The organism is Candidatus Tisiphia endosymbiont of Myopa tessellatipennis (genome assembly GCF_964031105.1).
Taxonomy (GTDB): domain Bacteria; phylum Pseudomonadota; class Alphaproteobacteria; order Rickettsiales; family Rickettsiaceae; genus Tisiphia.
In genome coordinates this window covers 592,428-619,135 of the sequence record NZ_OZ035005.1, presented here as the reverse complement: position 1 = coordinate 619,135, position 26,708 = coordinate 592,428, and the positions used below count along the sequence as shown (strand labels likewise).

Sequence of the window (26,708 nt, the reverse complement as noted above, 5' to 3'; positions counted from 1 at the left end):
CTGGCTATAAACCTGTCTTAATCTACTGAAGACGTCTTGTATCGCTAAATTATGAAAGAGGAAGTTTTGGAAAAAAATTAAGTAAGGAGTATAAGTGGAACAAGATATGTATAATTCCTTACTTAATTTTGACAATAAGATTACCTTACAAGAATGAAGTTATGCAAGAGCCTATTTCTACATACTAAAGTTGTAATACTGGAGTACCAGTAGTACAAACGCTGTCATTCCCACCGTAGCTCGGATGACAGCTATGTGTGTAGTACAACTAAAGTTGTACAGCAGGTTTAGATAATATAAAATCTAACTGATTAAATAATAAAACAATAAGTATACTAGGAGGATATTATGTTTAAGTTTAAGAAATCTAGTCCAAATAAGAGTGTTAGTCCAAATAAGAGTGCTAGTCTAAGTAGGAACTCTATCCTAAGAACTAATGGTAATGATACTAGTACTGATCCTGTTTTAGAGGCTAGATTTAAATCTTTACAAGATATGCTTGGAGCTTTTCTAAGGAGTATTAGTAATGATACTAGTACTGGTACTGATCCTATTTTAGAGGCTAGATTTAAATCTTCCCAAGAAATGCTTGGAGCTTTAAATAAAGAATATGGTAATGTACAAAAGATCGGTACGGTTCTCGATAAACGCAGTTATACCGAAGTTCAGAGTAAATATAAAATTTTACATGATGAGATCAAAGCCCCTAAGTTTTCTCTAGAAAAGGAACAAAAAGACTCACTATTGTTTGGAATATACCACGGTCTAGCTATTAGTGCCTTCCGAGCAGGTAAGTTTCAAGAACATAATGAACATTTATTACATGCGTATAACAGGTATAGTCCTGATAGAGATAAATCTATAATAGGACTAGAAATATGGGTAAAGATATATAAAAATCTTGATAAAGATGTACAAACAAAAGTACCAAGCATTTCTTCACAATGCGATAAGTTATTAAAAGAGGTCGAAACAGACGTTCAGTCACTAATTAAGACTGGAGAATATGACCAAGCTCGTAAAAAAATGAAGTATTTGAATGAAAATGGCCATAATTTCCAAATATTTGATCTATACTTTAGTACAATAAAAGATCCAAATGAAGCTTTGAAGTATTTTGAAGACAAATCAAAGAAATATAATCTTACACAACGTCAAGATATTCATGATATCCTTAAAAAGTGGCAAAATCACCTTATTAACCAAGTTAATGATAAAGAAGTTGCTGCCAAAGCTGCTACCTATGCTTCAAAGTACAACCCAAATCCAACAGTTGCTACGGCAGCTGTAAATCCAAAGGTAAAGAAAGCTGAAAAAGACGTTGAAAAACTGCAAGAGCAACTTGAAAAAGCTTCCAATAAGTTAGAGACAGTTCTAACTCGTGCTGAACATCAGGAACAGATAGAGACACTTGAAGCTAAATACAAAGCTGAATTAAAAGCTGAATTAGAGAAAGCTAACGCTGTATTCAATGCTAAATTAGAGACAATTAAAGCTAAAGCTTCACCTACAAAAGATACTAAAGTGGATGAAGCCGGTGACTCTTCTACTACTTCATCTCTACCACCACCGTATAGCACTATCGATATAGGTAATCATCCATCTAAAAATGCCACCACAGTCCCCACAGCTCCGGTCGTTACTTCTCTTGCCAAAGAGGTTTTAGATGAGTTAACTAAGTTAGCTCATTTGATTCCGTCGCTTAATTGGCAAGATTCAAAATATAACATTACTAAAGACAAAGCTAAAAAACTTTTGAATGAAGTTATTAAAGAGAATCCTGATGTATATAACAACACTATAAAGGATCCTAAAATTTTGGTGCTTCTTGCTGACGTTCTTTTGTCTTCAAATAAAATGGAGGAAGCAAGAATAGTTTGTAAAAAGGCTCTTGACGCTGATCCAAATATATGGCAAGCTACCGATGATCAGATAGTTTTGTTAAATTTAGCTGGAGTTCTTTTACCTTCAAAGCAACTAGAAGCTGAACAAATTTATAGTAAAGCTATTATGCGTCTTTTTGCTAAAAATGAACACGGTAACAATATACTTGATACTAATACGATTACAGTATCCAAGAATGTTGCTCAAGATGGATATAGTGCTAAAGAAAGGGATTGCTTAGCTAAGGTTTGTTTATCTTCCCCTAAAGCATTTCAGATTACACAAGCTCTAGATTGTTATCCACATACAGATGTTGCTAAAAGACAAGAGATTGCTAAGCAATTACAACAGTTAGCATGCAAACCGGAGTTAAGGCATGAATATAAAAGCTATATGTTATATTCAAAGGCTTTTACTGTTATAAAAGACGATCAAGCATTATTGCAGAATATGAAAACAGCATACCAAAGTAGTGGTCTCAATATGTATCCTACGCAGTTTCCTTATCCCCCTAATGAAGAATCTACTTACGACCTCCTCGGTATGTGTGCTATTAACGATTATTAAGGCTACTCTTAAGTAGTGAATAAAGTCCCATAATTTATTCCTCCTACTTCAAAGCCATTAACAGCTTTTGAGGTAGGAGGGATAGTTGCTCAGGGTAATTTTAAAATTGGGCTGTTTAAACAGCCCGGCTTTTAAATTGTTCTGTTGCTATCCACAAGCGGCTAGTTTCCACAACTGTCGAAAGTTTACAAACACCTATACCACAGCGTCATTGCGAGCGTAAGCGAAGCAATCTAGGAAACAATCTATAGATAAATGATGTTACTGGATTGCTTCGTCGGTCTTACAGCCTCCTCGCTACTCATCTTCGAGATAAATATGAGCAGAAATTATGCTATAGAACGTGAGTATTATGCGACGAGTGGAGTGTAGAATTAAATTCTCGTTACTGACTACATTTTTTCACCTGTGGAATTTTATAATAAAGAAATACTGATAAAAGTGTACTTTAATGACAAGAGTTTTTATTTGAAACAAAACAATGGTAATACACATAAGAAGCATTATGTTGACTAATTTTTAGTATGTCAAGTAGAAAAGTGATGTTTACATGACTACAAACTTCATGCCAAAACCACTGCGAACCTGATTCTTTAGACGTTTCAAGCACTTTTTCGTCTCGAAGATGAGTCGCTAATAGACGCATAGGAAAGCTGTATTTACTAACTTTCAACAGTTGTGGACTAGTTTCGAGAGAAGTCCAATGTTAAAAAAATACTAAAAAGATAAAATATTGAATAGGCAAATAGTTTTTTAGCTTGTTTATGATCTTTATCACTAAACAGAGAGGCAGCATAGTATAAAAAAATTAGCCCCAGTATAAATGCAGTTACTAAATATACAAAATTACTTATTCCTAAAAAAAAGGGCGTAAATGAAGTAATAAACATAATTATACTATAGGCAAGAATTTGCTTCTTAGTATAATATTCTCCCTTTACCACCGGCATCATCGGGACACCACAATTTTTGTAGTCTTCTGAGCGAAAAATTGCTAATGCCCACGAGTGTGGGGGTGTCCAGGTTAGAATAATCATAAATAAAGAAAAGGAGAAAAGTGAAATCTCATTAGTTACTGTTGCCCAGCCAATCATAGGAGGCAATGCACCTGCAACCCCTCCAATAACTATATTTTGCATTGTTGAACGTTTTAGCCACATGGTATAAATGAAGACATAATACAATATGGTTATTAGTAATAATAAAGCAGATAGTAGGTTAACACAAAGTCCCATCAAAAAAACTGAAAAGAACCCCACAACCACGCCAAAAGCTAAAGCATCCTGTGGTTCTATAACCCCAATAACTAGAGGTCTGTTTTGTGTACGTTTCATTATCGCATCAATATCTCTATCATACCACATGTTAATAGCTGCACTACTACCAGCTCCAAGTGTAATACAGAGCATAGCGATGCAAGCTATAAATGGATGGATGGGGTATGGAGCAAGCCATAGACCAGAAAAGCTAGTAAATACCACAAGTGCCATAACTCGTGGTTTCATGAGTAGGATATAGTCCATAACTGAGCTATTAGAGCTTTTTTTAGTAGTATTCATCTCTAGTTTTGCAAGAGGTCTATTAATATAATTAGAGGAATTATTCATATATTTTTATCTTAAGAAAATTTATTATTTCTAGGAAATCCACTAGGAGGGATTTTACCAACCGAACCTCGTCGTCCAAGAAATGGTAAAAGATCTTTCTCTACCCTAATCTTTTCTCCTAATTTCCAGCTTAGCCCTAAACTACTATCAAATATCTTGACATCCATAAGTTTAGCATTTTTGAACTTTTGTAGAATTACCCCTTGTCCTCGTTTCATTATTGGTATTTCGTCTAGTTTAAATACTAGTAATTTCCGGTTCTCACCTATACAAGCTATACAATCACCTTCTACAGGCACACAAGCAATACAGGAATGATTTGCAGGAATTTGCATAATTTGCTTACCGAGTTTAGTTTGTGCTACTACCTCATCTGAATCAATGATAAAGCCTTTGCCAATACTACTTGCCAATAAAAGTTTTTGGGTAGACCTATAGACCAACATACTTACTATTTCTTCATTACCTATATCTATCATCAATTTTATAGATTCTCCATTGCCTTTGCCTTTAAATATATTATCGGCTAGGATAGTGAAAAAACGCCCCGCTGCACTTAATATAAGAATTTTGTCAGTAGTATAGCCTTCTAGAATAAAATTTTCTGCGTCTCCTTCCTTATATTTAACAGTTGATAAATCGTTACTATGACCTTTTAAAGAGCGAATCCACCCCATCTTGGAACATATTATGGTAAGAGGTTCTTTGGCTATGAAAGCTGAAATATCAACAATTTGAGCCACAATATTAGCTTCTTCAAAACTAGTTCGGCGTAGTCCTAGTTTAGTACTAAAACCAAACTTTGTTTGCACCATTTTAACTTCTTTCTTAACTATCTTTTTTAATTCACTCGGATCTTGTAGAATTTTCTGTAAATGTGCATGCTCTTTTTCGAGTAGATTATGCTCGTTAATAATTTCTTGTTCTTCCAATTTTCTTAAAGATCGCAATCTTGTATTAAGAATTGCTTCAACTTGCACATCAGTTAAACCAAACTTAGCTATCATTACTTGTTTAGGCTCATCTTCTTCACGAATAATTTTAATTATTTCATCCAAATTTAAGTAAGCTATCCTTAGACCTTTGAGAACTTCCAACCTATGTTCAATTTTGCCAATAAGAAATTTAGATCTGCGAGTAATAATATTTTGTCGGTGTAATAAAAACTCCTGCAATATTTCCAGTATATTAGCTACTTTAGGAATATTATTTGAACCTATAACATTCATATTAAGCTGAATTCTATTCTCTAAAACTGTCAGTTTGAATAATGACTCCATAATTACATTAGGATCACAATTACGATCCCTAGGTTCAATAATTAATCTTATATCTTCTGTAGATTCATCTCTAATATTGCTTATTAAAGGAATTTTTTTGTCTTTTAACAATACAGCTATTTGTTCGATAAGTTTAGATTTTTGTACTTGATAAGGTATTTCAGTAATTACTATCTGATATAAACCATAACTTAGGTCTTCCTTTGCCCATCTTGCTCTTACTCTAAAACTACCACGCCCCACACCATAGGCTTGATGGATTGAATCGATTCTATCAACAATTATTCCACCCGTTGGAAAGTCAGGACCTTTAACAAATTGCAAAATATCGTTAACATTTGATTGAGGATGGTCAATTAAATATATTAGTGCATCACATAATTCATGTAAATTATGTGGTGGTATACTGGTTGCCATTCCAACTGCTATACCTTCTGAACCATTAGCCAGTAAATTAGGAAACATAGCGGGCATAACTACCGGTTCGGTATCGGAATCATCATATGTAGCCCGAAAATCAACAGTATCTTGATCTATATCTGACATTAATAAGGTACAAATTTCTGTCATTCTTGATTCTGTATAACGCATAGCTGCTGCGTTATCTCCATCAATAGAACCAAAATTTCCTTGTCCATCAATTAGTGGATATCTGAGAGAAAAATTTTGTGCAAGACGTACTAATGTATCATACACTGCAACGTCACTATGTGGGTGATATTTACCCATTACATCACCGACAACTCTTGCACATTTCTTATAGGCAGAGGTTGGGTCTAACCTTAATTGGAGCATGCCATACAATAATCTGCGATGCACTGGTTTTAACCCATCACGAACGTCAGGCAAGGATCTTGACATAATTGTTGATAAGGCATAAGAGAGGTAACGCTCTGATAATGCATTACCAAAGTCTATATTTTCTATTTTAGCATTATCTATCATACAAAACTTTTTATTATTATTTATTCCATGTTTAGTATAATATCCTAAATATATGCTAGCACTAATAGCAAAATGGTATTAAATAATAAAAATTATACTTTTTCTTTTAATCGTTCTATTTCAACAATATATTTATCACCTTGCTGGTCTTCAACCCATAACTGTTGAAAGTTAAAAAACCGTCTATTAGCGAAGTACTATTGTAAGGCTTAAACCGTCTATTAGCGAGCGAACGTACGTGAGCGTGGCAATCCATGAAGCTTGTTATATGGATTGCTTCGTCGGCTTATGCCTCCTCGCAATGACGCTAGGCTGTTTTTCCTATGACTTTATAAATACCACGCGTAAAGTAAATTAGTTACAGAAATAGTTTTTTTGTAGTTGTCTTTCTGCAACTTTAGTGTAAAATCAACAGGAAATCAACTTATTTTAGACCGCTGCCTACGCGGGACAGTTTAAAAGTCATAACTAATGATAGAAAATACTAAGTTATAAAAACAAATAGTTGTCATCGCGAGCCACAAAGTGGCACAACTGTCGAAAGTTCAACAAACGTCTATTAGCGAGGAGACCGTAGGTCGACGAAGCAATCCATGTGACAAGCTTCATGGATTGCCGCACTCACGTACGTTCGCTCGCTAATAGACGGTTTAGGGCTGACAACGCTCCTCGCTAATAGACATTTATGCATTTTAAAAAACAAACTTTTCTATCATTAGTTAGGACTTTTAAACTACCCTAGTGACATAATGATGGCAGGGATATAGACATGAATTATTTTTTTTAATTATAGAATGGTAAAATGATGACAAAAAAACAAAAATTCTTTAAAAATTTGCTGGCTAGTAGTGCGATTGCCTCAGTTGTAGCTAGCCTAGGCAGTAGTAGTGTGGCATTGGCAGGGGCTGTTGCAAATGGTGTTTTGATGATAAACAATGCGGAGTTGACTGATACTGTAGCTGGAGGTCAAAATAATTGGCAACAAATTGATCAGAATGGTGCGGTTTTCAATCCAATTGGTTATGTTGATGCACCTCTAAATAACGAGGCATTTAGCTATGGTGATAATTTTACACTTAATGCTAACAGACCAGCAGGTGCTATTATTACAGCTATCAACCTAGCTAACCATCAGCCCGGCATACTTACGGTTAGTCAAAATCTGTCAATCGGTTCTATAGTGCCTGATGCTCATAATGCTGGTGGAGGTGCTGCTGTTGGTAGGTTACCTATAAAGATAGAAGCTGGCCACACCGCAACTTTACCTAGTACTCAGGCTGTCGTAGGTCAGCATGGCTTCGTTGCAGCAGCCAATGACTACACTGGCTTGGGTAATGTAGAGCTTGGTGGTAATGATGGTGGTGGTCATGCATCAACCCTTGTAGTTCAAGCTGGTAATACAATTCGTACTGTCACTGCTGCTCGAAATGGTGAGGGAATATTAAGCTTCGAAGGAGCTGGTGGTGCTACTGGAGATATTGGTACAAATCTTCTTAGCTTAGCGAGAGTGAGCATAGGTGATGGGGAAGCTTATTTACAGGGTGATGTTTTTGCTACTACCACTAGGCTTACCCACGAAAATTCAATACTTAAGCTAGCAGCCGATAAGACAATCACTGGTGCTGTATGGAATGATACTGGTGCGGCTAATAAGGGTGTATTAACCTTCGAAGGAGCTGGTATAGTAACTGGAGATATCGGTGCTGCTGATCTTGCTGCTGCTAGTGATAGGACTTTAAAGACAGTAAATATAGGTAATGGGGAAGCTCATTTAAAGGGTAATGTTTGGGCTAAGAACACTAACCTTACCGATGGAGCGTCTGTACTTAAGCTAGCAGCTGGTAAGACAATCACTGGTGCTGTACGGAATACTACTGGTGTGGCTAATAAGGGTGTATTAACCTTCGAAGGAATTGGTAGAGTAACTGGAGATATCGGTGGTGATGATCCTGCTCATCTTAGTCTTTGGTCTTTAGAAACTATAAACATAGGTAAAGGAGAGGTTACTTTAGACGGTAATGTTTGGGCTAAGAATACTAACCTTACCCACGAAAATTCAACACTTGCACTAGCAGATACTAAAACAATCACTGGTAATATAGTTAACACCACTGCTGAAAATAATAAGGGAATATTAAACTTTGCAGGAGCTGGTACGGTAACTGGGGATATTGGTGCTATTAATGCTAATCCTGCTCTTAATAGGCTTATTCACCAAATTAATATTAATGGAGTTGGTAGGGATGTTATATTAAAAGGAAATGTCTATACTGAAGAACTTAACTTTGTTGCTGTTGGTACTGTAAAAATTGGTGGTCATTTTGCAGGAGAAGTTAATTTTAATGCTGGTGGAACATTAGAATTTAACGGTGTTGATCCTGCTACTGGTGTTGTAACAAAAATACCTCGTTTTTTCAACTCAACAATACAAGGTGGTGCTAATGGTCTTTTAAATGTTAATACTAGCGTGCTTATAGCTAACAATGTGGAAATTGGAGAGATTGATACCATAAATATAGGTATAGTTGATGCTAAATCTCTAGTAATAAATACCTCAGATGATAATGCTAATCTTCTTGATGGTACAACGATTAATTTTATGCATGAAGATTCGACGTTGGTCTTATTTGCAAGGGGACGTAATAGTATTGTAACCTTTAATGCTAACTTACCAGGAGGAACTCCTGATGGTCATGGTGGTTTTGTTGGTAATGGAGGAATAGTGTGGCTAGATGGTGCTGATACTGACGCTCACACTTTAACTGTGCAATCTGCAATCGGTGCAGAAACCCTTGGTACTGCTAATAAGCTAAAGGAATTACGTATTTCTCGTCGAGTTACCATCGCAGGGGATGATACTCTTGCTGTTCATAATAAGCTTGCTGTCCATAATGCAAATAAGTTGACCATTATTAATGGGGCAAGATTTACCGATGAAAGTACTACCTCTGCACAGATTGCAGATATTCATATTGGGGCAGCTTGTGCTGATCTTGGTCTTAATGTTGCTGCCGGTCCAGCAACTTATATACTTGATGCAAAACACCGTAATTTTGAGTTAAATGCTGATAATGCTAATCAGATTGTTTTTGACCATGCAGATGCTCAGTTAACCTTACGGAATAGTGCTGCTGACAATAAAACAATAACTTTGGTAAATAATTTAAATCCAGGTGCTGATGGTAAGGGTATAGTTGAGCTTTATTCTGCTGTGGCTGAAAAAACATTGACGATTGCTGGAGGAGGTAAATCTTTAGGTATTATTGGTAATAACCTAAAAAAGGTAATTTTTTCTGGTGCTGGTAAATTTGACACTCGGCAGATTACCATTCATAGCAAAAATATAGAATTAAATGTAAATGAACTAACATTGGGTGCGATTAATAGCAATATTTTATTTGCTACAAATACTGTGCTTACCGCTGAGGGTCATATTACAGGTAATGTAGATTTCCAAGATAAAGATGGTACAGTTATATTGCAAGCTGGTAAAAACATCAATGGTAGTGTAACTAGTACTGGTGGTGTTAATGGAACATTAGAATTCCTAGGAATTGGTGAAGTAACAGGCTTGATCACTAACTTAAAGATGTTAAGAGCTGGGGCAGCTAATGTAAGATTAGCAGGTGTCAATCATAATATTACTGAAATTCAAGGTAATGGTAATAATAAATTAACTTTTTCTAAGAACTTTAATTTAACAGGTTCTATTAACTCAACAGGAGGAAATGCAGTTGGCTTAATCTTCGAAGGCTACAATAGAGTTACTGGTGTAGTTGGAACGGCAAAAAATCCTGTTGGTACTATAAAAGTCCAAGCTGGTACTAATATCTTTAGTAACACAGTTCAAACTGCTAATGATCAGGACATCATAATATCTAATGAAGCAACTGCTGAGTTTGCTAACAGCGTGACGACTCGTAATATTAAGGGAGAGCTAGCTGGCAAAGGTACGGTTCAATTTAGTAATGCTGAAGCTATAACCGTTAATAGTGCAATAGCAGTAGATACTCTAGACATAGCGAGAAAAGATGTAGAGATTACCCAAGCAGTTTCAGCGAATTATATTAGCTTCTCTAATACACAGGAGGCAACTTTAACTTTAAGGGGAACAAGTACTGTAGATAGTATTAGGACTGTTGGTAATAATGTTCATACTCTTGAATTGGCTGCAGATTTTACCACTAGAGATCAATATATTGGGTTAGAGAATAACAGGTTAAAATCTATTAAATTACTGGGTGATCATAAAATTACTATTAATAGTGGTGTCTATTCCGATATATCAACTAAAACTGATAATACTGGTAAAGTAGTTTTCAACTCGGATAGAAGCTTTGCTTATAATTTAGGAACAGATAAATTAAGATTGTCTGATGTAACCTTTGCTAGTAATGCTACGGTAAAAGGTGATGTTTATTCTAAGCAAATAACAATTGCTAGTGATAAGACTGCAACTTTTGCTGGTACTACAAACAGAACTATATCTGTGCCAAACTCCACTGTAGATGGGTCTAGCCTGTCAAGATCATTGAAAAGTTTTGCCTATAGTACACAAATTGTTTCGGATGAAATAAAAAATGAAGGTATTGCAAAATTTGATAAGGCAGTACTGGTTGATGCCAAAATTACTGGTGGTAAGGTAACGTTTGCCGATAATGTTTGGTTTAAACAAACTGCTGATGGGAAAGAAGTAAATTTTGCTGCAAATAAGTATGTAATATTAGAACAAAATATTAACTTTGCTAATATTAAAGCAGATCAAGCTAAGATAATTATATTACCTAAAACAGCCTCTATAACTGGTAATTTAGCAGCTAAAGATTTTACCGTAGATCTTGCAGCTAATCAATTAAAATATACTGGTCAGGCACAGCTGACAGGAAAGATAGAACTAGTTACTGCCTACGACACATCAAGTGGAGCAGGTGGTAATATAGAGGTTCAGACAGGTAGTAAATTGGATTTATCGAAAGCAGACGAGCTGACTATAAAAGTGAAAGCTCAGACTGATATTAACAAAATTCCTAAGGAGGGGGCTAAATATGTTGTGATTTCGTCAGTTAATGGTAATGGTCTTGTTGCAATTGATCATAGTAAAATTAAGCTTGACCCAACTGGTGAACAAAACCGTTTTGTACAGTGGTCCATGGATTCTAGCGATCTAAAACTATATATAACTGACATTTCTAAGGAAGTTATAGCTAAAGAAATTGCTGATAAATCCACATCACAGGAAGATCGGGAATTTTATACACAGTTGAATAATGTAACAAATCGTAATAGTTCTGCTGCTCAGTTCATGAACAATATAGGTCAGATGGATAAAGAGCATGCTATTCAAGCGATGGATAGAATATTGCCTGGTAATGAACATCCAATAGGAGAGAGCCTTGTAAGAAATCCAACATCTGAAATAATTGGAGGATTGATTGCTCAAGCTGATACCCAAATTACTGCAACAAGGATGGGAAATTCAGTACCTATGCAAAATGCTGCATCAGCTGTAGACTCTGAAAATGCTACATCAGCTATAGGCTCTGGTGATGATGATACGCTAAGGTATGGAGTATGGGGTAGTCCATTCTATGGTACTGCTTGCCAAGAAACGTATAAAGGAGTTAGTGGTTATAAATCGAAATCAGCTGGTGGAATAGTTGGATTTGATGGTTTAGTAAATGATAACCTGCTACTTGGTGCAGCTTATAGCCGAATTAACACACAAATGTCTCATCAGGATAAGAAAATTGGTGATAAAACTAACGGTAAGACTAATATCTTCTCCTTATATAGTTTATATAATCTTACCAATAATTGGTTTACTGAAGCTATAGCATCATATGGTATAACTAGGGTTAAGAACTCTGAAGGACGCCTAATCGCCACAACGAAGAGAAATGTTACTGCTCTAGAGACTGCTGCTGCTAAGTATAAATCTATCTCTTATAGTGGTCAATTACTTACAGGGTATAATTATATAGCTTCTGAAAAGTTAATGATTACCCCAACAATTGGGTTCAGATATTCGCAATTTAAAGATGCTGGCTATACGGAAACTGGTACAAAATTCCAAAACCTAGTTGTTAAGAAAAGGTCGTACAATAAATTTGAAGGTATTTTGGGGTTAAGAACTGCGGCAACCCTGAAGGCTAACAAAGTATTGTTAATACCAGAATTGCATGGTTACGTTAATCATGACTTCAAAGGAAAAGCACCAATTATTGATGCAAGGTTAGATGGGATAAATGAACCATTACCGACTAAATCAGTTAAACCTGTTAAGACCTTCTTCACTGTTGGTACTGGTTTCACTGCGAAATATAATATGATGGAATGTGGTATTATCTATAATGTTAACATTGCCAGCAAATATATTGGTCACCAAGGTAGTTTGAAGGTTAAAGTGAATTTTTAAGTAGCTTATCCTCAATTTAATGAGTGCAAAATACGCGAATTCGGGATAAGAATTAACTAATTCTTATCCCGAATGGGGGTAAAATGGGGATATAAGAGTATTTATGTCATGGCAATTGTCATAACATAAACACTCTTAGCCCCTGAATCCTTTAAGATTTTAGCACATTTGTTAATGGTAGTGCCAGTTGTCAATACATCATCTACTAATAATATTTTTTGACCTATAATTTGATATTTTTTATTGAATATAAGGCTATTTGATAAGTTTTTTTCTCGTTCTTTTTTAGATAAAAAAGTTTGGGATTTGGTCCATCTTGACTTAATTAATACGTCAGGACTTACCGGTTTTTTTAGTAGTTTGCTGATTTCTTGAGCCATAATCAAAGCAGGATTATACATTCTAAACAATCTTTTGAATCTATTCATTGGAACTGGAATAATCAGGTCAATATCTTGAAATTCGCTGTGATATTGTCTATAAAGTAATTTGCTGAGAGTTTTGGAGAAAATAGTTTTATCTTGATATTTAAAGGCATGAATTATTTCTTTGCTATGCTCATTAAATTTAATTAAGCTACGAGATACATCATACCAAGGTTTATGTTGAAAGCATTTTGCACAACACATATTATCTAAAATTGATATATCTAATCTACAACCACAAATATTGCAGTAAGGTTTTGTAATAAAATCAAGTTTCTTCCAACAATTTAGACAAAAACCCTCTTTAGTGGCAGTCATTTCAGCACAAGACAAACATCTTGCTGGTAAGATATAATCTATTAGGTAATTATACAATCTACTAATTTTGTACATTATTATAAAAGTAAACCTTTAGGCAATATCTCTAGTTAAATTTACCGGTCTACGAACACATGGGTTGCCAGTACTCGAAGAATCTGTTGATTCAATAGACACACAAGGGCTTTTAATCTCGTAAGGAGGACCAGGAGTGCATGATAATAATTGCAAGAGTATAACAAAAAACAGAGAAAATCTTAATAATTTTGTCATAATTGTCGTTTGAAATTAATTTTATTGTCTTAGATTCTATAGGAGGTTAACCTAGTTCGCAATATATCTCAAGTACATTTAATAAAAAATAAGTTTTAGATACAAAATACATAATAGCTTGTGGCATTTTTCCTGACAAGCATATATACTCTCTTCAAATGTTTGCAAGTAATAACCTAAGGAAACGATGGTAAGTACATCCTTCAAAGAAAGACCTCCTTATGCTAGAAAGTATAATAGCTGGCGTATTAGAATTTTATATTCAATAATTATTGGTTATTCAACATTCATATTTTGTCGTCAGAATTTTAATATTGCAATGCCTGCTTTAATGGATAATTTTGAGGTAACAAAAACTCAACTTGGCTGGATTTTAACAGCCTCTTCTATAGTTTATGGTGTAGGAAAATTGTGTAATGGATTCTTTAGCGATAGATCAAATGCTCGTATATTTATGGTGGTTGGTCTTGCCCTTGTAGGCATCATAACATTGTTATCTGGTTTTGCTTCTAGTATAACCTTACTGGGTCTTTTATGGATTCTGAATAATTGGTTTCAATCCATGGGATGGCCGCCTGCAACACGTATGTTGACTTATTGGTACGCTTCTAAGGAATTAGGAATGAAATGGTCTTTGGGGGCTACTTCTAATCAAATCGGCGGAGCAACTACTATGATAGTGTGTGGCTATTTAATAGACGTTTATGGTTGGAAAGCAGCATTTATAATTCCTGGAATAGTGGCATTATTAATATCGTTATTTTTATTTAATAGATTACGTAATTCTCCCAATGAGGTTAATTTACCCACAGTAGAAGAGTATAAAGAATGTGATATATCTCTTGGAAACAATGGTGATAATTTATTAACGCGTCAACTAATAAAAATTGTATTTTGTAATAGGTTAGTGTGGTATGTGTGTTTTGCTAATATGTTTGTTTATATTGTACGGTCAGGTGTAATTTTTTGGGCACCCGTATTTTTACGTGAACTAAAAAACGTTACTATTGCTCAAGCTGGTCTACAAGTTGCTTCTTATGATATCTTAGGTTTAATTGGTGGTGTTGTTGCTGGATGGATGTCAGACAAGCTATTTCAAGGACGACGTGGTCCAGTTGGTTCAGTATTTATGTTTGTTTTGGCTTTTACTCTTATTTTATTTTGGCAAATACCAAACGAGTATGAAATATTTAGCATGATTATTCTTGCTTTGGCTGGTTTTTTTGTATCTGGACCGCAAGTCTTAATAGGTGTTGCTACAGCAGATTTTACTAATAAACAAGCAGTTGGTACAGCTAATGGTCTTTCAGGCTTATTTGGTTATCTTGGTGCTGCATTGGCTGGGGTATGTGTTGGTTGGATTTCTGATAATTTAGGTTGGAATGGTGTTTTTTTATTTTTTATCTTTTCTGCTTTCTTGGGGGCAATACTTTTTTCCTTAACTTGGAATTATAGTTCTAGAAAAATTGCATAAAGTACCACTTTAACCATGCTATCAGAATTTGCTTGCCAAAAATATATAAATTTATATAAATATTAACAATAAATTAATAAAGGTTTACTGTGACTCAAGAATATACATTTTCAATGATTAAGCCAGATGCTACGAAAAGAAATCTAATTGGTAAAATTATTTCTTACTTAGAAAATACTGGACTAAAAATAGTAGCTCAAAGAATGACTATTTTAACTAGAGATCAAGCAGAAAATTTCTATGCAGAACATAGGTCAAAGGCATTTTTTAATAGTTTAGTGGAATATATCATTTCTGGTCCAGTCGTCTTGCAGGTGCTTAAAGGGGAAAATGCTATTTTAAAAAATCGTAGAATAATGGGAGCTACTAACCCAAATGATGCTGAACTAGGCACAATTCGAAAAGATTTTGCAGAGAATATTGAGGCTAATAGTATCCATGGTTCTGATAGTTTAGAAAGTGCAGAAAGAGAAGTGAAATTATTCTTTACTAAAAAAGAAATTGTAGAATAACTTAAGTCTTATGAAATATAGCGTTGTAGTTATTGGTGGTGGTCATGCTGGTTGCGAGGCAGCTTCGGCTTCTGCACGTTGTGGTGTAGATACTCTTTTAATTACTCTGAAGCTAGATAATCTTGGTGAAATGTCTTGTAATCCTGCAATAGGCGGAGTGGCGAAAGGTACTCTAGTGAAAGAGGTAGATGCACTTGATGGGCTTATGGGTAAAATTATAGATCAAGCTGGTATACATTATAAGATGCTTAATGAAAGTAAAGGGCCAGCAGTTTGGGGACCAAGAGCTCAAGCTGATAGAAAACTTTATAAAAAAGCTATGTATAATGCTTTAATAAATCATCCAAATTTGACAATTTTATATGCATCTGTAGAAAATATTGAAATCCAAAACTCTAGAGTGAAAGCATTGATTTTAGATGATGGTACGAGAATTGCATGTCAAAAAGCTGTGTTGACTACAGGTACGTTTTTATCTGGACTCATTCATATAGGACCTAAAAAAATCCCATCTGGTAGAGTGGGTGAAAGGCCATCATACGGCTTATCTAACACATTGAAATATCTAGGTTTTTCCCTTGGTAGGTTAAAAACTGGTACACCTCCAAGAATAGATGGGAGAACAATTGATTATAACGAAGTAGAAGTGCAGACTGGAGATGCCGTGCCACGCCCTTTCTCTGAACTTACAGATTCTATTAAGGTAAAGCAAATAAATTGTTTCGTTACTAGAACAACTGAACAAACTCATGAAATTGTTAGAAATAATTTAGATAAATCAGCTATGTATTCTGGACAAATCGAGGGCATAGGACCAAGATATTGCCCATCTATTGAGGACAAGGTTACTAGGTTTGCTAAAGCAAGTCATCAAATATTTTTAGAACCTGAAGGTTTGGATGACCATACGATATACCCAAATGGTATATCTACATCATTACCTGAAGATATACAACTAGCATTACTAAAGACAATTCCTGGTCTTAAAAAGGCTACAATGTTAAGACCAGCCTATGCAATAGAATATGATTATGTTGATCCTAGAGAATTAAAAGCAACTTTAGAAACAAAAAAAATTGAGGGGTTATACTTTGCTGGTCAAATTAATGGCACCACTGGTTATGAAGAAGCGGCGGGGCAAGGAATCATAGCAGGTATTAATGCAGCTTTATCACTAAAAAGTCAATCAAATTTTATTTTGACTAGAGCAGATGCCTATATTGGTGTTATGATTGATGATTTAATTACTCTTGGTACAGCAGAGCCTTATAGAATGTTTACTTCTAGATCTGAATATAGGCTTTCAGTTAGGGCAGATAATGCAGATTTAAGACTAACTCAAATGGCTATAGATTTTGGTATTGTATCTGATTTACGCAAAGAGATTTTTAACAAAAAATGTGAAGATATTCATAAGGCAGAAAATATTGTAAGAACTCTTTCTCTAACAACGACTAAGTTAGCTAATCTAGGCGTGTCTATCTCACAAGATGGTTCACATAAAACAGCCTTTGATTTGCTGGGATTACCAAATTTTGGTATCGATAAAACAATAGAAATTTTTCCAGAGCTTGTTTCATTAAATAGAAAACTTCTTCATTATCTTTGTATCGAATCAAGATATTCCTCTTATTTGACTAGACAAAATGCAGATATTCAATTATTTAAAGAAGAAGAATTAGAATTGTTAGATGATGATATTGATTATTTTAAAATACCAAGTTTGTCTACAGAGGTGCGAGAAAAACTACACCATCATAAACCAGCTACTATTGGTGCGGCTAGAAGAATATCCGGTGTTACTCCAGCCGCTTTAATAGCAATTATAATTTATATGAAAACAAGGCATAGAAATTAATGTATGACTGTGATAATATTTCACGTGAAACAATAGATGCTCTAGGAAAATATCAATCGTTAACATTGAAGTGGAATAAAACTATTAACCTCGTTTCTTGTAATACCGAACATGAGTTTTGGGTAAGACATATTTTAGATTCTTTGCAACTCATGAAGTACATAAATGACCACAATATCCATTTAGTAGATGTTGGTTCGGGTGGTGGATTTCTAGGGATAGTATTGTCTATTGCAGGGATAAAGAATGTTACTTTAGTGGAATCTGATATAAGAAAGTCTATTTTTTTATTGCAAGCTTCTAAAATTTCTAGTAACAAAGTAAAGGTGGTTAATCAACGAATAGAAGATGTTAAATTAGATTGTGATATATTAACTTCTAGGGCATTTGCTCAGTTAGAGAAAATATTTGTTTATACCAAACATATTAATGTAAAAAATAAATATTTATTATTTAAAGGTGAGTAGTATCACGAAGAAATTGAGAATGCCAAAAAGAGGTGGTCTTTTTGGTATTCGGTATATGATAGTGAGACTTCTAATAATAGTAAAATTCTAGAAATTAGTAATATACATGACAAAAATAGTTGCGATAGTTAATCAAAAAGGTGGAGTTGCTAAAACTACGACTACTGTAAATTTATCGACAGCTTTATCTGTAATGGATAAAAAAATTTTGGTAATAGATTTAGATCCTCAAGGAAATAGTAGCACTGGATTTGGTATAAGTCAACAAGATAGAAAGGTTACTATTTATCAGGTATTAACAGGTTCAAAGCCTATTGGAGAAGCTATAATACAAACAAATATTCCAAATTTACAATTAATTACATCTAATACTAATTTGTCTGGTGCCGAGTTGGATTTATTAAGTATAAAAAAGCGAGAATATTTATTATCAGATTTATTAAATAACTTAGTCGGTGACTATGATTATGTTATGATAGATTGCCCTCCATCTCTTAATCTGCTAACAGTCAATGCGTTAGTTGCTTGTGATAATGTGTTAATTCCCATGCAGTGCGATTTTTATTCATTAGAAGGGTTAAGTCATTTACTAAAAACAATTGAAATTATAGAGAAGAATCTAAACCCAAAAATAAAAATCGCTGGTATTTTATTTACTATGTACGATAAACGCAATCTATTAACTGAACAAGTGGAAGAGGACGTTAGAAAATGCTTAGGAAGATTGGTATTTAAGACAGTTATTCCAAGGAATATAAAACTATCTGAGGCACCATCTTATGGTCAGCCAGCAATTATTTACGATCATAAATGTGCTGGCTCTATTGCTTACATGGAACTTACTAAAGAGATTTTAGGTAGAAATATATGAAAAACAAAGGTTTAGGTAAAGGGTTGTCAGCTTTGCTTGGAGAAGAGGTTTTTACTATAGAGAAAGATGAATTAGTAAAAATTATAGATATCGACAAAATTGAAGCTAGGAATAATCAACCAAGGAAAAAATTTGAGTATGATAAAATAAAAGAATTAGCCGATTCCATAAGTAATAATGGTTTGTTACAACCAATTATTGTTAGTTCAATTAGCGAGGGGAGATATAAAATTATAGCTGGTGAGAGACGTTGGCGGGCTTGTAAGATAGCTAAGATTACTGATGTTCCTGCGATTATAAAAGATTTAAATGATAAAGAGATTATAGAAATAGCTCTAATTGAAAATATTCAAAGAGAAGAATTATCGGTTATAGAAGAATCAGAAGGATTTGAGCGATTAATAAAAGAGTTTGGTTATACACAAGAGCAACTAGCAGGAAAACTTAGCAAAAGTCGTAGTCATATAGCGAATTTATTAAGGCTAAATCAATTGCCACAATCTATCAAAGATAAAATAAATGATGGTTTTTTAACTATGGGACATGCAAGATGTTTAATTAATCATGAGCAGGCTGAGATAATAGCTAATCATATTATTGAGAATGATTTAAATGTTCGTCAAACTGAAGATATGGTAAGAAACTGGTTCAAAAATGAATATACAAAAGCACCAGAACATGAGAAACGTGTAGGAAAAAAATTCCTAAAAGAAGGTAGTAAAGATAATGATTTACAGTTATTAGCTAAATCATTGTCAGAAAGATTTAATATAAAAGTAACTATTGAAGACTATCCAATTGGTGGAAAATTAATATTTCACTATAATAGTTTAGAGGAACTTGATTCAATTTTGTCGAGGTTAAATTAAATGCAAATTTTTTTAGATAGTGCTGATATTAAAGAAATTGATGAGATTAACCAATTGGGTATCATTGATGGTATAACTACTAATCCTTCTTTGATGTCTAAGACAAAAGATGATTTTGGATCAACCATTATTAAGATATGTAAGATAGTACGCTCTGATGTTAGTGTAGAAGTAGCTGCCAATGATGTTGACACTATGATTAGCCAAGGTAACAAAATTTTAGGAATATCAAGTAATATTGTTATCAAATTACCTATGACATGGAATGGTATTAAAGTGTGCCAGTATTTTGCAAATAAAGGCAAGAAAGTAAATATGACACTATGCTTTTCGGTTAATCAAGCTCTTATCGCTGCAAAAGCTGGAGCATATTATGTATCACCTTTTATAGGTAGGCTTGATGATATAGGTCAGAATGGTATGAGTTTAATAAGAGATATAAGACAGATGTATGATAATTATCAATATCAGACAAAAATCTTAGCTGCATCTATAAGAAACCCGAACCATGTTTATCAATCTGCTATGTATGGAGCTGATGTTGCTACAATGTTTGGTAAAATTATCAAACAATTATTAGATCATCAACTAACAGATTCAGGTTTAGAGGTTTTTAATAGAGATTGGAATAAATCTAGATTAGAATTTTAATAATTAAAAAGGAGTTATATACTACTATATTTTAAGTAACAACACATAAAAAAGTTTATCTTCACTGCAACTTTCAAGAGATATAAAAGTTACTCAAAAAACAGCTTGGCTTATGATTCATAGGATAAGAGAAGCAACACAATAGAAAGTTTTTGGGCTGTGTTTAAGTGTGGAGTGGTTGGGAGTTATCATTAAACCTATCGCGACTTTACTTCTGTTGATGATTTGTACGTAGAACCGGTACTCAAATCTTTACGTACATTTAAGTACGCTACGGTTCGAGGTGAAGTATCTCCTTCAAATCCCTCAGTATAAGTGAGTTTCGAAAAAGGTCTATTCTATAAACAAGGAACACACTGGAAGATATTTGAATAAATTTATCTTTAAGAGATAATTTGAGGAATCATAAAATAGGTGGTATGTTTAATAACATTCTTGTAAATGCTAAAGGACACTTGGCATATAAAACTTTGGTAAATTCTTATGCAAATTGAATCAGTAAACAATTTAGGAATATCGTTTAATGAAGCTTTATCAAAGATAGGAAAAAGTGTACTAAAAAATGATGACATAATAATTGAAAACGACAGTAAAGCAAAACCATTTGTAAAATGGGTAGGTGGAAAAAGAAGTCTAATAAAAGAATTATCCACAAGAACACCGCAAACTTATAAAAGATATTATGAACCATTTGTAGGAGGAGGAGCCCTTTTATTTGCTCTTACTCCATCTAGTGCAACTATATCAGACATAAACCTAGATTTAGTTATTACATATGCTGTGATTAAAAATAATCCTCAAGAATTGATAAAGCTACTAACAAAACATAAAGTAAATCATTGTGAAGAATATTATTACAAAATCAGAAAACAATTTATTAATGATAATGATGTAGAAGTTGCTGGACGTTTTATATATCTTAATAAAACCTGTTATAATGGTTTGTACAGATCCAATAACAAAGGGGAATTTAATGTGCCTATGGGGAAGTACAAAAATCCAGCAATAGTGGATGAGACAAATATAATAGCTTGTAGTAAACTACTACAAAATGTTGATATAAAACATCAAGATTTCAGCGAAATTTCTCCAAATAAAGGTGATTTTGTTTATATTGACCCTCCTTATCATCCTATAAATAATAAATCGTTTACTAAATATACAAAACTTGATTTTACAGGAATAGATCAGATAAAACTTTATCAAAAATGTAAAGAGTTAAACGATAAGGGTGTATATTTTATGCTTTCAAACTCTAATATTCAGTTTATAAAGCATATGTATAAAGATTTTTATATAGAAATTATAGAAGTGCCACGCACTATTAATTGTAAAGCTAATGAAAGGAAAAATGCAGAAGAGGTTTTGATTAGAAATTATGAATAAAATACAAGGTGGAACAACTGCAAATAAAACAGGGAACGAACTTGAGGTATTTATAAATAATCGTCTTGTTAGGGAAGGTTACGTTTTTGTTCCCAAGACTAGATTTATTGCTTCACAAGCATTAGCCCAACCAATCTGTACTAGACAATTTAATTTAGGAGAAACTATCTATAATACTGCTTGGCAATGCGATTTTATTCTATATCATCCTACAAAACATTCTAATTGTCTTGTTATTGAATGTAAGTGGCAACAATCAGGCGGTTCTGCAGATGAGAAATACCCTTATACAATATTAAATATTAGGAAACAAAGTGTTTATGATGTTATTATCATTATAGATGGAGATGGTTACAAAAAAGGTGCTTTACAATGGTTAAAAGATCAAGTTCATGGAAACTTAAAAGGTGTTTTTAGTATGTCTGAATTTACAGCTTGGACAAATAAACAAAATATTTAGATTGTATATGTATATAATTCCCTTAAAGAATTCATGTTAAGATTAATCTGTACCACTACTATTTAAAAACTACAAATAAATTACAAAAAATAAAGGAATTAAGAGTTATGTCATATCAATATGTTTATGTTATGAATGGTCTAAGTAAGACTATCAACGGTAAACAAATCTTAAAGGAAACGTATTTATCCTTCTTACTAGGGGCAAAAATTGGTATTATTGGTCCAAATGGTGCTGGCAAATCTACTCTTTTAAAAATTATGGCAGGTATTGACAAAGAATATGACGGTGAGGCGTTTGTAGCGAGTGGGGTTAGAGTTGGCTATTTAGCTCAGGAGCCGCATCTTGATCCTACTCGAAATGTTTTTGATAATATTATGGAAAGTTTAAGTGAGAAGAAAGCTTTAATCGATGAATTTAATGAAATAAGCTATAAATTTGCTGAGGAAATGTCAGATGATGAAATGAACGAACTTCTAGCAAAACAGGCTGATCTACAGGAAAAAATAGATAGTTGTGATGCTTGGAGTTTAGAGAGGGAAATAGAGATTGCTATGTTTGCATTAAGGTGTCCAAATAAAGATGCCGATGTTACAAAAATCTCAGGTGGGGAAAAAAGACGAGTTGGGTTATGTAAACTTTTACTAGAAAAGCCTGATATGTTATTACTTGATGAACCGACAAATCATTTAGATGCTGAATCGGTATCTTGGCTAGAAAATTATTTAAAAAATTATAAAGGTACTGTAGTAGTTATTACCCATGATCGATATTTTCTTGATAATGTAACGGATTGGATATTAGAGGTGGATCGTGGTAGATGTGTTCCATGGCATTCTAATTACACTACTTGGCTCGAGCAGAAGCAAGCAAAATTAGAGCTTGAAGATAAAGAAGAAGATGATAGGAGTAAACAATTAAAAAGAGAACTTGAATGGATACGTCAATCACCAAAAGCTAGACAATCAAAAAGTAAGGCTAGAATTAGTGCTTATCAGGATTTGTTGACTAAACAAAAAGAACAAAGATCCGGCATTGCACAAATTATTATACCTAATGGTCCACGCCTAGGCGATTTAGTTATAGAGGCAGAGCATATAGCAAAGAGATACGGTGATAAGGTGTTGTTATCAGATTTTAGCTTTAAGGTTGTTCCAGGAGCTATTGTTGGTATTATAGGTCCAAATGGAGCAGGTAAATCTACTTTATTTAACATTATCACTGGCAAAACTGATCCAAATCACGGCTCTATTAAATTAGGACAAACTGTTAAACTTGGTTACGTTGATCAATCAAGAGATGATTTAGACGATAACAAGACTGTGTGGGATGAGATTTCCTCAGGTCTTGAAGAGTTACAACTTGGTTCTAGATCAATGAAAAGTCGAGCTTATTGTGCAGCCTTTAATTTTAGGGGTGGAGACCAACAGAAGAAAGTAGGGCAACTTTCTGGTGGTGAACGCAATAGAGTGCATATAGCCAAATTACTAAAAGAGGGAGCTAACGTTATATTACTTGATGAACCATCGAATGATCTTGATGTTGATACGTTACGAGCCTTAGAAGATGCGATTTTGGATTTTGCTGGATGTGTATTAGTAATAAGCCATGATCGTTGGTTTTTAGATAGAATAGCAACACATATTATTGCTTTTGATAAAGATGGCAATGCTACATGGTTTGAAGGAAATTACCAAGATTACCATGATTATATGATTAATTTAACAGGGGAAAATATTATTAATCCTAAATATCGTCATAAAAAGTTAGTATAAACCTCAATTTTGGATTAAAAGCAAAAGAGTATACAGCAGAAATAGAATTATGAAGAGGTCTATTATGTCTCTAGGAGAAATATTAGTGGTTATGTTAGTAGCACTGATAGTAATGAAACCAGAAGATATTCCAAGCATTATAAAAAAAATCCAAGAATTTAAATTATACTGCTCAGCTATCAAAAATCAAGCATTGGCCTATATTACGAAAGACCTAAAAATTGATAATGATATTCTAGAGAATAATGCTGAGCAGTTGAATTTTTATTTAGAAAGGATCATTAATATCCAAGGATATTATGATGGTAATTATTCTCTAGATGAGCTTAAAACAAAGTATGATGAGCTTATAAAAATAAAAAGTACAAAATATGTACAAGATTGTAAGAAATAATGAATTTATTGAGTATATAAAAGATATATTAGCACCTTTCGGTCAAATAACTACTCGTGCGATGTTCGGTAGTTATGGCATATATAAAGATAGAGTGATAATAGGGATTATTGCAGAAAGTGAGCTATACTTTAAAGCAGATAGCTTCACCGCTAAATATTTTAAATCTTTTGGCTCACAGCCATTTACCTATAATAGCAAAAATAAGCTGGTAACTATATCATATTGGAAAGTATTACCTAAGATTTTAGATCAAGAGGAAGAACTGGGAAAATGGGTCTCTATGGCATTTAATGTATCTATTAATTCCAAGAAAATACCTCATGCTTTAAATCATTGAGGTAGAATTGTGAATTATGAAGGACACCAAAAATCTGATATTGTATTTACTAACCTCAGTTTTGGATTAAAATTAAAAATTTTAATCCAAAACTGGCTAGAATATCAGAAAAATGCATTCTTAAAGCAGTTTTGCGACTCAACTTCGAGAGAGAAAAGAGCTTGAAAATGAGTCGCATAAGTGGCAAACTGCTGTATTAAATGCAGCGTAAATATGTTGAAATCACTGAATATATTAAAGTTTTGTACTGTCTGCAGTAGTGCCTTTTAAGGGCAAATCAAACTCCATGGCGAAAGTGGATTTTTCATCATTAGTGAAACAGCCTTCTGAGACTAATGTACGCTTCCAAATTTCAAGAAACATTTCAGGTGAGCAAGCTTCTCATCTTCGAGATAAATATGAGCAGAAATTATGCTATAGAACGTGAGTATTATACGACGAGTGGAGTGTAGAATTAAATTCTCGTTACTGACTACATGTATGGACCTCCTGTAAAATGCAAGAAAAAAATAACATCTAATAGCAAAAATGCAAATGCATACATGTATCCGGCTTATAGTTAATAAATTATGTATAATTTATCCTACAGCCCTGATGGAATTCGCTGGCTTACAAACTATATACTTATCATTTTATCGGCTTCAAAGAGCCATTGTAGTCATCAGTTTCTTTGTAAGCTAAGGTTTGTCTTATTTACCATCAATATTATTATCTCACGCATATTCCGGGTTGGAATCTCTTACATATTCTTTGTTTACCTATTAATTAATAAACCACTATTTATTTTATGTTAATTATAATAGCTCTGTGCTACAAACTTTACTCTCTACATAATCATCCCCTGACCTTAGTACTGCAAACACCACTCTTGCCAGTTTATTAGCTACAGCAACTACTGTTTTATTATGTCCATTTCGCTCAGATAAATTAAACATCCACTGCGTAAATTTGCTAAAATCTTTTTTAGATTTTTGTTCTTCCGATGTAAATCTTATCTTGGCATTTAGTACAGCTCTAGCTCCTTGGATCAATAGAGTACGCAAGTAAACATCACCTCGCTTGCTAATTCCAAGCAACTTATCTTTCCCTCCACTGGAATGCTGCCTTGGCACTAATCCAAACCATGCCGATAATTGCCTACCATTCTCAAAACTTGTAGCATTACCTATTGATGCTATTAAAGCAGTAGCAGTAATTAAACCAAGACCAAGTATAGCTGTTAATCGTTGATATTGAGTTAAGTTGCTAGCTATTATTTTTAATCTTTTTTCTATCTCTTTTATTTTTTTGTCATTATCCAAAAATTCCTCTTTCAGTTCACTAAATGTTTGGTAACCTAGCTGACTCAAATTTCCTTCATCTAAAATCTCAGTTAATTTTGTTACAACCTTATTGATCCCTTGAGGAATAATAAAACCAAATTCATGTAATAATCCTCTAATTTCATTCGCAAGTGCCGTACGGTTTTTTACCAATCTCTCTCTTACCCGATGAATTGACAAAATATCTTGTTGTTCTACAGTTTTAATTGGTACAAACCTCATATTTGGTCTTGTTACCGCTTCACATATAGCTTCTGCATCAGCTTGATCATTTTTATTAGTTTTAACATACGGTTTGACAAATTGTGCTGCCATTAGTTTTACTGTATGCCCCAATTTAGTTATTTCTCTTGCCCAGTAACTAGCTCCGCCGCAAGCTTCCATCCCTACCAAACATTTTGGTAAATTAGCCATAAATGTTAAAACTTGATCTCTCATTAATTTTTTCTTTAATACCGTCTTACCATTTTTATCTACACCATGAATTTGGAAAATTCTTTTTGCAATATCTATACCAATTGTGGTAACTTCCATCTTAGCCTCCTGATTGTTATTTTAATATTTAATATTAACTTTAGAAGATTAGCAACTGCTTTTCATTCTGTATATCAGGAG

General features: G+C 33.7%; 19 protein-coding genes and 1 pseudogene. 14 read left to right on the top strand and 6 right to left on the bottom strand.

From position 1 onward, the window contains the following. Window positions 1–348: 348 nt before the first annotated feature. Window positions 349–2,451 carry a hypothetical protein gene (locus AAHN03_RS03095; RefSeq protein ID WP_342279060.1) on the top strand — a complete coding sequence of 701 codons (2,103 nt, stop codon included), beginning with the start codon at window positions 349–351 and terminating at the stop codon, window positions 2,449–2,451. A 448-nt stretch (window positions 2,452–2,899) separates the two neighbouring features. Here AAHN03_RS03095 and AAHN03_RS03090 read toward each other — a convergent pair whose 3' ends face one another. The 3 genes from AAHN03_RS03090 to parC all read right to left on the bottom strand — a co-directional run bounded on the left by AAHN03_RS03090 (window position 2,900) and on the right by parC (window position 6,280). After that, the gene (locus AAHN03_RS03090; RefSeq protein ID WP_341761540.1) at window positions 2,900–3,061 is read right to left on the bottom strand and encodes a hypothetical protein; all 162 of its coding nucleotides are present in this window, start codon (window positions 3,059–3,061) and stop codon (window positions 2,900–2,902) included. 73 nt (window positions 3,062–3,134) lie between these two features. Further along, window positions 3,135–4,010 carry a heme o synthase gene (gene cyoE, locus AAHN03_RS03085; protein ID WP_342279166.1) on the bottom strand — a complete coding sequence of 292 codons (876 nt, stop codon included), beginning with the start codon at window positions 4,008–4,010 and terminating at the stop codon, window positions 3,135–3,137. A gap of 59 nt (window positions 4,011–4,069) precedes the next feature. Then, window positions 4,070–6,280: a DNA topoisomerase IV subunit A gene (gene parC, locus AAHN03_RS03080; RefSeq protein ID WP_342279165.1), complete on the bottom strand. Its 2,211-nt coding sequence runs from the start codon at window positions 6,278–6,280 to the stop codon at window positions 4,070–4,072. Between the two features lie 808 nt (window positions 6,281–7,088). Here parC and AAHN03_RS03075 point away from each other — a divergent pair. Further along, entirely contained in the window at window positions 7,089–12,698 is a 5,610-nt protein-coding gene (locus AAHN03_RS03075) for an autotransporter outer membrane beta-barrel domain-containing protein (protein ID WP_342279059.1), read from the top strand. A 101-nt stretch (window positions 12,699–12,799) separates the two neighbouring features. Here AAHN03_RS03075 and AAHN03_RS03070 read toward each other — a convergent pair whose 3' ends face one another. Both AAHN03_RS03070 and AAHN03_RS03065 read right to left on the bottom strand, forming a co-directional pair. Next, the gene (locus AAHN03_RS03070) at window positions 12,800–13,516 is read right to left on the bottom strand and encodes a ComF family protein (RefSeq protein ID WP_342279058.1); all 717 of its coding nucleotides are present in this window, start codon (window positions 13,514–13,516) and stop codon (window positions 12,800–12,802) included. Window positions 13,517–13,534: 18 nt separating this feature from the next. Further along, a complete protein-coding gene (locus tag AAHN03_RS03065) occupies window positions 13,535–13,714 on the bottom strand; it encodes a DUF2706 domain-containing protein (protein WP_341761563.1) in 180 nt (59 codons plus the stop codon). Window positions 13,715–13,901: 187 nt separating this feature from the next. Between AAHN03_RS03065 and AAHN03_RS03060 the strand changes: the two genes are divergently transcribed. From AAHN03_RS03060 to AAHN03_RS02995, 12 genes and pseudogenes are all read left to right on the top strand, one after another. Continuing rightward, entirely contained in the window at window positions 13,902–15,188 is a 1,287-nt protein-coding gene (locus tag AAHN03_RS03060; protein ID WP_341761564.1) for an MFS transporter, read from the top strand. Between the two features lie 89 nt (window positions 15,189–15,277). Next, window positions 15,278–15,700, top strand: coding sequence for a nucleoside-diphosphate kinase (gene ndk, locus AAHN03_RS03055; protein ID WP_341761565.1), 423 nt, complete (start codon window positions 15,278–15,280; stop codon window positions 15,698–15,700). A gap of 10 nt (window positions 15,701–15,710) precedes the next feature. Then, a complete protein-coding gene (gene mnmG, locus AAHN03_RS03050; RefSeq protein WP_342279057.1) occupies window positions 15,711–17,558 on the top strand; it encodes a tRNA uridine-5-carboxymethylaminomethyl(34) synthesis enzyme MnmG in 1,848 nt (615 codons plus the stop codon). Beyond that, window positions 17,558–18,157 (top strand): annotated as a pseudogene (rsmG, locus tag AAHN03_RS03045) (16S rRNA (guanine(527)-N(7))-methyltransferase RsmG). Before mnmG ends, rsmG begins: the two are co-directional and overlap by 1 nt. Next, entirely contained in the window at window positions 18,132–18,896 is a 765-nt protein-coding gene (locus tag AAHN03_RS03040) for a ParA family protein (protein ID WP_342279056.1), read from the top strand. The pseudogene rsmG and the gene AAHN03_RS03040 overlap by 26 nt, the downstream one beginning before the upstream one ends. Continuing rightward, window positions 18,893–19,765 carry a ParB/RepB/Spo0J family partition protein gene (locus AAHN03_RS03035; RefSeq protein ID WP_342279055.1) on the top strand — a complete coding sequence of 291 codons (873 nt, stop codon included), beginning with the start codon at window positions 18,893–18,895 and terminating at the stop codon, window positions 19,763–19,765. The genes AAHN03_RS03040 and AAHN03_RS03035 overlap by 4 nt, the downstream gene beginning before the upstream one ends. Next, a complete protein-coding gene (fsa, locus tag AAHN03_RS03030; protein ID WP_342279054.1) occupies window positions 19,766–20,416 on the top strand; it encodes a fructose-6-phosphate aldolase in 651 nt (216 codons plus the stop codon). It abuts the gene before it with no gap. Between the two features lie 483 nt (window positions 20,417–20,899). Continuing rightward, window positions 20,900–21,802, top strand: coding sequence for a DNA adenine methylase (locus tag AAHN03_RS03015; protein ID WP_341761570.1), 903 nt, complete (start codon window positions 20,900–20,902; stop codon window positions 21,800–21,802). Continuing rightward, the gene (locus AAHN03_RS03010) at window positions 21,795–22,262 is read left to right on the top strand and encodes a PD-(D/E)XK nuclease superfamily protein (protein WP_342279053.1); all 468 of its coding nucleotides are present in this window, start codon (window positions 21,795–21,797) and stop codon (window positions 22,260–22,262) included. The genes AAHN03_RS03015 and AAHN03_RS03010 overlap by 8 nt, the downstream gene beginning before the upstream one ends. A 107-nt stretch (window positions 22,263–22,369) precedes the next feature. Beyond that, window positions 22,370–24,037 (top strand): energy-dependent translational throttle protein EttA, encoded by a 1,668-nt coding sequence (ettA, locus tag AAHN03_RS03005; RefSeq protein ID WP_342279052.1) that lies wholly within the window; start codon window positions 22,370–22,372, stop codon window positions 24,035–24,037. 64 nt (window positions 24,038–24,101) lie between these two features. Beyond that, entirely contained in the window at window positions 24,102–24,431 is a 330-nt protein-coding gene (locus AAHN03_RS03000; RefSeq protein WP_342279051.1) for a DUF2672 domain-containing protein, read from the top strand. Beyond that, window positions 24,409–24,771: a TfoX/Sxy family protein gene (locus AAHN03_RS02995; protein WP_342279050.1), complete on the top strand. Its 363-nt coding sequence runs from the start codon at window positions 24,409–24,411 to the stop codon at window positions 24,769–24,771. Before AAHN03_RS03000 ends, AAHN03_RS02995 begins: the two co-directional genes overlap by 23 nt. Before the next feature lie 794 nt (window positions 24,772–25,565). Here AAHN03_RS02995 and AAHN03_RS02990 read toward each other — a convergent pair. Then, window positions 25,566–26,627 (bottom strand): IS110 family transposase, encoded by a 1,062-nt coding sequence (locus AAHN03_RS02990; RefSeq protein ID WP_342278211.1) that lies wholly within the window; start codon window positions 26,625–26,627, stop codon window positions 25,566–25,568. Window positions 26,628–26,708: the final 81 nt, after the last annotated feature.

Excerpts from the sequence above, each read along its gene's own strand:
- AAHN03_RS03070 (WP_342279058.1), bottom strand. The coding sequence starts at position 13,516 with ATGTACAAAATTAGTAGATTGTATAATTACCTAATAGATTATATCTTA.
- cyoE (WP_342279166.1), bottom strand. The coding sequence starts at position 4,010 with ATGAATACTACTAAAAAAAGCTCTAATAGCTCAGTTATGGACTATATC.
- AAHN03_RS03035 (WP_342279055.1), top strand. The coding sequence starts at position 18,893 with ATGAAAAACAAAGGTTTAGGTAAAGGGTTGTCAGCTTTGCTTGGAGAA.
- AAHN03_RS03075 (WP_342279059.1), top strand. The coding sequence starts at position 7,089 with ATGACAAAAAAACAAAAATTCTTTAAAAATTTGCTGGCTAGTAGTGCG.
- AAHN03_RS03060 (WP_341761564.1), top strand. The coding sequence starts at position 13,902 with ATGGTAAGTACATCCTTCAAAGAAAGACCTCCTTATGCTAGAAAGTAT.
- AAHN03_RS02990 (WP_342278211.1), bottom strand. The coding sequence starts at position 26,627 with ATGGAAGTTACCACAATTGGTATAGATATTGCAAAAAGAATTTTCCAA.
- AAHN03_RS02995 (WP_342279050.1), top strand. The coding sequence starts at position 24,409 with ATGTACAAGATTGTAAGAAATAATGAATTTATTGAGTATATAAAAGAT.
- AAHN03_RS03095 (WP_342279060.1), top strand. The coding sequence starts at position 349 with ATGTTTAAGTTTAAGAAATCTAGTCCAAATAAGAGTGTTAGTCCAAAT.
- ettA (WP_342279052.1), top strand. The coding sequence starts at position 22,370 with ATGTCATATCAATATGTTTATGTTATGAATGGTCTAAGTAAGACTATC.
- AAHN03_RS03000 (WP_342279051.1), top strand. The coding sequence starts at position 24,102 with ATGTCTCTAGGAGAAATATTAGTGGTTATGTTAGTAGCACTGATAGTA.
- AAHN03_RS03015 (WP_341761570.1), top strand. The coding sequence starts at position 20,900 with ATGCAAATTGAATCAGTAAACAATTTAGGAATATCGTTTAATGAAGCT.
- AAHN03_RS03040 (WP_342279056.1), top strand. The coding sequence starts at position 18,132 with ATGACAAAAATAGTTGCGATAGTTAATCAAAAAGGTGGAGTTGCTAAA.
- mnmG (WP_342279057.1), top strand. The coding sequence starts at position 15,711 with ATGAAATATAGCGTTGTAGTTATTGGTGGTGGTCATGCTGGTTGCGAG.
- AAHN03_RS03065 (WP_341761563.1), bottom strand. The coding sequence starts at position 13,714 with ATGACAAAATTATTAAGATTTTCTCTGTTTTTTGTTATACTCTTGCAA.
- AAHN03_RS03010 (WP_342279053.1), top strand. The coding sequence starts at position 21,795 with ATGAATAAAATACAAGGTGGAACAACTGCAAATAAAACAGGGAACGAA.
- fsa (WP_342279054.1), top strand. The coding sequence starts at position 19,766 with ATGCAAATTTTTTTAGATAGTGCTGATATTAAAGAAATTGATGAGATT.